The organism is Kosakonia oryzendophytica (assembly GCF_900094925.1).
GTDB lineage: Bacteria > Pseudomonadota > Gammaproteobacteria > Enterobacterales > Enterobacteriaceae > Kosakonia > Kosakonia oryzendophytica.
Genome location: NZ_FMAY01000022.1, coordinates 21,662 through 27,661, shown reverse-complemented (window position 1 = coordinate 27,661; position 6,000 = coordinate 21,662). Strand labels below are relative to the sequence as shown.

The following is a 6,000-nucleotide window of genomic DNA, read 5'->3' as shown; positions in this document are numbered from 1 at the left end:
TCGCCCCAGAGCCACCTGAAGCGCCTCCTTATCCAGCATGGCTTCGGCAAGCAGCTTCTTGAGCCTGGCGTTCTCTTCCTCAAGCGACTTCAGGCGTTTAACCTCGGGCACCTCCATACCGCCATACTTCTTACGCCAGGTGTAAAAGGTTGCGTCAGAAATAGCATGCTTACGGCAAAGCTCACGGGCGGAAATGCCAGCCTCGGCCTCGCGGAGAATACTGATGATCTGTTCGTCAGAAAAACGCTTCTTCATGGGGATGTCCTCACGTTGCTGATGAAGACATTACTAACATCGTCGTGTGTTAATCAATGGGGAGCAGGTCAGCATATCCGTTCACGATCACAGGACACGAAAACGAGTAATAAAAGCCCCCTCAAGAAAGTGGTTTAGAGGAGATGAGTAAAAAAGCCCCGGAGAATGCCGGGGCCTGGAATTTTCAGGAAGAATTTATAACGGTGAACCAAGAGGACCGTTGATGATCTTAACACTCTCTTCATAGCAAGCTTCAAAACTTTCCAGTTAAGAGCCAGATACCCTTAATTTTTTGCCGGTATCTAAGTTTGCAACTTCATCATTTGTGAACAGGTCCATTTGCACCAATCCCTGGTACTGGATCCAGTCAAATCCGTTGGTCATATACCGATCCCAGTTTACTTCCGCTTCTCAGATCAAAAAGTGGAAAGAAGGAATACCAACGCTGACAATTGGGTAAACTGATGGAAATCATCAAATGGTGCCGGGTACCGCCCGGTTTATTTGAGATAGAGCGATGAATCAATCTCTTGTTTCTTTTCCTGTAAGAAAGAATCAAGAGAATCTGCAGATGTTTTGTAAATTGGGGTATTAGCAGGAATGTCCACTGTTTTTTTACTGATAACTAATGTAAACGAAGGCTGGAACTCACTACGATACCTTACTGCTACTGTTATTTCTAATTTGGCGGGGTTTTTTAAGCTCAGATTTTCAGCTGTAACTTTATCCTGTCCTTTATTTCCGCTATTAATAAGGTCTGATAATTTACCCAATTTACTTTTCAGCGCATCTTTGTAATTACCGACATTAGCCTGTTGTAGCAGTTCTTCATCCGGAACAGCCTTATCATTGAAATTCAGCACTAACGAAACAATCTGATGTTCGTCATAGACTTCACCTAACTTTACAGCCCCACCGTCAACAGGGATGATATGTTCATTTTTGAAACGAAACACCCCAGCATTAATCAATGACGCCAGAATCAGTGCGATCCCAACAATCGTGCTTCCTGCAATTACCGATCTCATTATTCGCCTCCACAAAAATTATTTTCAATGAAATCATATCGCTTATATCACTCTATTAACAGGATCTTTTCTTATCGACCTACCAGCATATCCTGGCATGCCTTTTGATATATTATATTTTCTCAGAACCTTGATACATTGTTAAGGCTCCCTGATGGTTACAGACCAGTTCCTTAGAAAGAAATACGATACACCACAAGCAATATTCGCTTGCAATGCAGTTAGCTATCTTATTGAAAAGATGCACATAAAAAAGCAAAAATGAATATATTCTTCGCGCCAGATGTTTTCTTGAGTTTTAGTTAAAGCCAGAAAAAAACATGCCGATAACTTATATGTTTTACGGCTCTTCAGGCTACTCAACCAAACTTTGTGGAACGAGGTTAAAATGTTCAGGAATTTACCTATCAAGAAAAAATTCTTTTTTGCCTTTGGCGCCGTTTTAGTTTTATTACTGACATTGTGCGCAACTTTCTATTCTAATTTTTCCAACATCGTTAATACCAACGAATGGAATATTCATAGCTGGCGCGTCATCGACAAAAGCCGTGCATTGACCTTAAGCCTGGTGAATATGGAAACCGGTCTGCGTGGCTATGCGATTAATGGCAAAGAAGAAATGCTGGCTCCATGGAGTTCAGGCAAAGAGGATTTTGCTAAATTTTTGCAGGAAACTAAAGGATTGACTGCGGATAACCCTGCACAACAAAAGCGCCTGGATAGTTTGCTTAAGCAGGAACAAGAGTGGCAGGAGAAATTCGTCGCTGAGTTGCTTGATCACCGTCGCGCACTAAATACGGGAGCAATGACACAGGTGGATTTCAATGCGGCCTTCGAAGCCAACACTGGCAAGCCGCAGATGGATCAAATGCGTAAAACCATTGATGAAATCGTCAATGCCGAGACAAATCTGCTCAGCGAACGGCAGGGTTCCGTCGATTCCGTTCAAACAAACACCCGGATTACCTTGTTTATCGGCGCGCTGTTGGGCGTATTTATCGCTTCTGCTTTAGGCTACGTCCTTGCCCGTTCTGTTACCCTTCCGCTTGAGGAAGCGGTAAAAGCGGCTCAGGCGATTGCTGCAGGCGATCTCTCCACCCGTCTGGTAGCACGTTCAAAAGATGAAACGGGTATTCTGATCGTCGCCCTTACCGCCATGCAGGAACAACTTATAAAGGTGGTCTCTGATATTCAGGCCGCCGCGTCTTCTATCGACAGCGCCTCTAAAGAAGTCGCGATGGGCAATACTGATCTCGCTGCACGAACAGAGCAGCAGGCCGCGTCTCTCGAAGAAACCTCAGCCAGCATGGAACAACTGACGGCGACTGTGAGGCAAAATGCTTCTAACGCGCAAAATGCCAGCAGCATGTCGTCCGACGCGTCCGAAATCGCACAGCAGGGAGGAGTAGTGGTGGACAAAGTCGTTACCACCATGGCTGCTATTTTTGACAGCTCGAAAAGTGTGGTCGAAATTATCGGCACAATTGAAAGCATTGCTTTTCAGACAAATATACTGGCGCTCAACGCGGCAGTAGAAGCCGCTCGCGCGGGCGAGCAGGGCCGTGGTTTCGCTGTGGTGGCAAGCGAAGTGCGTGCTCTCGCGCAGCGCAGCGCGACAGCGGCAAAAGAGATAAAATCGCTGATTGAAGCCTCGAATCACCGTATATCGGAAGGCACAGACCTGGTCGCTCAGGCAGGCAAAACCATGACCGGGATAGTCACGGCGATCAGTAACGTCTCAGCAATTATGTCAGAAATCTACACAGCCTCCGGCGAGCAGGTTAACGGTATCGAGCATATCGGCATCGCTATCTCGCAGATGGATGAAGTGACCCAACAAAACGCCGCGCTGGTTCAACAAGCTGCCGCTGCGGCCGCGTCGCTGGAAGATCAGGCTGCTCAGCTAAACCGCTCGGCTGCGATTTTTAAACTCGCCTAACGGCCCCACCGTTACCCACTCTCGCCAATAATTTTACGTCCGCTTTTGGCACAAACGACCAGACCGGGAGCAGTCAGGTCTGCTTTGTGCGAGGAGCGGACAGTTATTCGTATTCGTTTATCCATTCAAATTAAAGTTAAAAGCGCCACTAAGGATTAAATCTCAGAACCCTTTCACTGACCGGCAGGTAAGTGATTAATTTTTCAGATGGCTGCCTGAGTGAGATTGACTCTCCCGCAACGAAAATAAAGCATAAAAAATAAATCTACAAAACCATTCGGTATCGAACAAAGTCATCTGTCACTGCCACTTTATCGTAAAGTTTGCGGGCAGAATTTTGCGCTCGGGTAAACCAGTAAACTTTTGCCCAGCCTTTGGTGGTGGCTTCATCATGTAGGTGCTGCAAAATTGCTCGTCCAATACCTTCCCCTCGCAGGGACTCGCATACGAAAAAATCTTCAAGATAACAAACGGGCGTAACCACATAGGTGCCTTCATGCAAGACACATAAGGCAAAACCCACGACTTTTTGATTTACTTCAGCAACCCGGCAAAATATGGATGAACACGGATCATTAGCCCGGTGCCAGGTGAACGTTGTAACTTCATGACTTACCGTACCTCCACCAAAATCGTTATAGGCCTCCCATAATTCCAGCCAGTCGTGATAATCACCCTCTTTTACTTCCCGTACCAGAACGTCCATCTTTATCTAAACCTCTTAAGACTAAACTTAACAAATATACGCCCAGGAAAGACTGATAAAAAACGAATTCATGGGTAAATACTGGTGTGGCTGCAAACCATTGGAGGAGAAATCAGCGGTTATATCCTCTGAGCACAGGCCGGTGCGGTGGGTCATGAAGAATTCGAACCTTTCCACCCTCTCCTTATAAAGGGACCGCTCATGCCAAATGCGCGTCCGGGCCGTAAACCCAAAAGCCCGGCGCGCTGGTTTTTTTGCCGCTTTCAGGCAGTGACCTCACCCATGCCCTTGAGTCAGGTCCCCCCGGTTCAACTTGATCCCCCGTTAGCCATAACCAACGCGTGGTTGAGCTTATGGAAAGTATCAGTAGAGAGGGTGAAATGAAAAGGCCACCCGGTTTAGACGACCGGCAAAAAGCACTACGGGGTATATGCCTGGGTATAAAGGTACAGCCCCAACGTTTCACGAGCAGCGCTCCCTTTCAGAAAGACTTTATCGAGATCAAAGGCCGGATACACAGGAATTATTGGGGCACAAATCAAGAAAAATGACCGACAAATATAACGATGATCGAGGAAAAGACTGGGTAATAGTTGGTTCAAAAGCTGGTTAATTTTCATCCAGTTTTGGGGAAAGGTTTTGGGGAAGATTTTTTGAGGGCATAAAAAACGGGAACCAACCGGCTCCCGTTCTTGTTTAACCCGCGAGGCGGATTACATGTTCGCGATAATCGCGTCGCCAAACTCTGAACATTTCAGCAGTTTAGCGCCTTCCATCAGACGTTCGAAATCGTAGGTCACGGTTTTGGCGTTGATCGCGCCGCTCATGCCTTTAACGATCAGGTCAGCCGCTTCAACCCAGCCCATGTGGCGCAGCAGTTGATATTGGAATTACTTTTAACTTATTGATAAATAGTTCGAATATGTTCATTTTCATGTTGAGATGGTGAATTAGCACTAATTTCCAAGCCTATAATTATTAAAGCTTGCTTTGGGTTTTGATAACTTCTGATAACCCGCTTAAACATACGTCTAGCCGTTTAAACCAAACAAGATTGTTCTAAATCAGACGGTTGACTAATCTAATCAGGTGGGTAGTATCTTTTTCATAATTAGGGGACATTTTGGTAACGCCTTGCACCAACATTCAGCCTTATAGCTATTACACCGATTGTTACTCTAATACTCATCTTACCGACAGATTTTCATTTTTACGAGGACGTATAAATGCGGAAGAAAAAACAAAAAGTTTCCAACGGAATTTGTAAATTAACTTTAAAGGAAGGTAGATTCGTAGAATCCCACATCCTGCCGAAATCTTTAACCCTACTTAATAGTAAAGGAGAAAGAGCAATCCAGACATCTTTAAATGGATTCGCAAAAAAAAGATTCCCAGGATGGTATGATAATCAACTTTGTATCGCAGAGGGAGAAGAAATATTAAGCAAAATAGACGACAGTGGGATAAAAGCGTTAAGAAACCATCTTTTAATTTGGAGTGGATGGCCAAAAGATATGCACTCACTGAACACTAACGATTGTCTTATCGACCATAATAATTATGAAGAAGGAATTGGTTTAAGGGCGATCAAAAATATCGATTGGAAGGCTGTTAAGCTTTTTATTTTAAGTTTATTATGGCGTGCTGCTGCATCTGAACGAGATGAGATGAGCGAAATAAAACTGCCAGATCCAATGCTCGAAAAACTCCGCAAAGCCATCATAGAATATGATGCATTATCAGTAACGGATTTTCCTGTTAATCTTTATCAAATTGGAGATAAAGGAGCAGAGCATAATCGAACCCCCATATTAGAAAAAATTGATTTCGTCCTCCCCCCTCCATATGGGACCAGAGTATATAATGTTTGCAGGATTTATCTGGATGGTATGATTGCGTACGTTACGTTAGATCCTGATGAGGATTTTTCAGAAATATTTAAAAGCAATTTATTGGGTTATGATGATTCTTTACTCGTATTTGTTCATAAATTTGACAAATCTCGCTCACGAGACAATCTGATAACTATATTTAGCAATCAACGAAAATAAATTTGTATATCGGTTTTATTT

Annotated in this window: 5 protein-coding genes and 2 pseudogenes; 3 read left to right on the top strand and 4 right to left on the bottom strand. The window is 44.3% G+C overall.

What is annotated here, in order from left to right; all coding sequences use genetic code 11:
- Both GA0061071_RS22740 and GA0061071_RS22735 read right to left on the bottom strand, forming a co-directional pair.
- On the bottom strand, window positions 1-255 hold a 255-nt coding region (locus tag GA0061071_RS22740), incomplete at its 3' end, for a transposase (RefSeq protein ID WP_139109666.1).
- Window positions 256-755: 500 nt separating this feature from the next.
- Entirely contained in the window at window positions 756-1,283 is a 528-nt protein-coding gene (locus tag GA0061071_RS22735; RefSeq protein WP_088236502.1) for a hypothetical protein, read from the bottom strand.
- A 388-nt stretch (window positions 1,284-1,671) separates the two neighbouring features.
- Between GA0061071_RS22735 and GA0061071_RS23720 the strand changes: the two genes are divergently transcribed.
- The gene (locus tag GA0061071_RS23720; protein WP_061494949.1) at window positions 1,672-3,222 is read left to right on the top strand and encodes a methyl-accepting chemotaxis protein; all 1,551 of its coding nucleotides are present in this window, start codon (window positions 1,672-1,674) and stop codon (window positions 3,220-3,222) included.
- A 265-nt stretch (window positions 3,223-3,487) separates the two neighbouring features.
- Here the strand turns inward: GA0061071_RS23720 and GA0061071_RS22725 are convergent, their stop codons facing one another.
- Window positions 3,488-3,928 (bottom strand): GNAT family N-acetyltransferase, encoded by a 441-nt coding sequence (locus tag GA0061071_RS22725; RefSeq protein ID WP_061494947.1) that lies wholly within the window; start codon window positions 3,926-3,928, stop codon window positions 3,488-3,490.
- A gap of 442 nt (window positions 3,929-4,370) precedes the next feature.
- On the opposite strand from GA0061071_RS22725, the pseudogene GA0061071_RS22720 reads away from it, so the two are divergent.
- Window positions 4,371-4,541 (top strand): annotated as a pseudogene (locus GA0061071_RS22720) (integrase); the annotation flags it as partial.
- A gap of 100 nt (window positions 4,542-4,641) precedes the next feature.
- Here GA0061071_RS22720 and GA0061071_RS22715 read toward each other — a convergent pair.
- A pseudogene (locus GA0061071_RS22715) lies at window positions 4,642-4,806 on the bottom strand (NADP-dependent isocitrate dehydrogenase); the annotation flags it as partial.
- Between the two features lie 348 nt (window positions 4,807-5,154).
- Here GA0061071_RS22715 and GA0061071_RS22710 point away from each other — a divergent pair.
- Window positions 5,155-5,979 carry a hypothetical protein gene (locus GA0061071_RS22710; protein ID WP_088236500.1) on the top strand — a complete coding sequence of 275 codons (825 nt, stop codon included), beginning with the start codon at window positions 5,155-5,157 and terminating at the stop codon, window positions 5,977-5,979.
- Window positions 5,980-6,000: the final 21 nt, after the last annotated feature.

What these genes read in the sequence shown, in the direction of transcription:
- GA0061071_RS22725 (WP_061494947.1), bottom strand. Translation starts at nt 3,928, where the DNA reads ATGGACGTTCTGGTACGGGAAGTAAAAGAGGGTGATTATCACGACTGG.
- GA0061071_RS23720 (WP_061494949.1), top strand. Translation starts at nt 1,672, where the DNA reads ATGTTCAGGAATTTACCTATCAAGAAAAAATTCTTTTTTGCCTTTGGC.
- GA0061071_RS22710 (WP_088236500.1), top strand. Translation starts at nt 5,155, where the DNA reads ATGCGGAAGAAAAAACAAAAAGTTTCCAACGGAATTTGTAAATTAACT.
- GA0061071_RS22735 (WP_088236502.1), bottom strand. Translation starts at nt 1,283, where the DNA reads ATGAGATCGGTAATTGCAGGAAGCACGATTGTTGGGATCGCACTGATT.